The sequence below is a fragment of the Actinomadura sp. NBRC 104425 genome (assembly GCF_030269545.1).
Lineage (GTDB): Bacteria > Actinomycetota > Actinomycetes > Streptosporangiales > Streptosporangiaceae > Spirillospora > Spirillospora keratinilytica.
In genome coordinates, this window is the sequence record NZ_BSTN01000104.1 from 1 (window position 1) to 519 (window position 519).

At 70.1% G+C, this 519-nt stretch carries 1 protein-coding gene; it reads right to left on the reverse strand.

What is annotated here, in order from left to right; all coding sequences use genetic code 11:
- On the reverse strand, positions 1-519 hold a 519-nt coding region (locus QSK22_RS33310), incomplete at both ends, for an HD-GYP domain-containing protein (RefSeq protein WP_285498484.1).

Consider the following 519-nt stretch of genomic DNA (forward strand, 5'->3'; position numbering starts at 1 on the left):
CGGTAGGAGCGGGTGGAGGTCATCGAGTCGAACGCGTCGGCCACCGAGATCACGCGGGCGAACTCGGGGATCTCGTCACCGGCCAGGCCCATGGGGTAGCCGGTGCCGTTCATCTTCTCGTGGTGGTGCATGATGCCCGCCAGCGCCTCGTCCAGGAACCCGATCTCGCGCACGATCTCCAGCCCGCGCATGGGGTGCAGCTGGATCGCGGCGAACTCCTCCTCCGTCAGCGCCCCCGTCTTCTGCAGCACCTTGGTGGGCACGCCGAGCTTGCCGACGTCGTGCAGCATGCCCGCATACCGGATCGCCTCGACCCGGTCGGGCCGCATGCCGATCTCCTGGGCGATCATCACCGACCCGCGCGACACCCGCTCGGAATGGCCGCGGGTGTAGTAGTCCTTGGTCTCCACCGCCTGGCACAGCGCGGCCAGCGTCGCGGCGTGCGCCTGCTGCTGGGCGTGGGTCTGCTCCAGCGCCCACCGGGCGATGAACAGCGGCAGCAGCACCAGCACCGCCGCG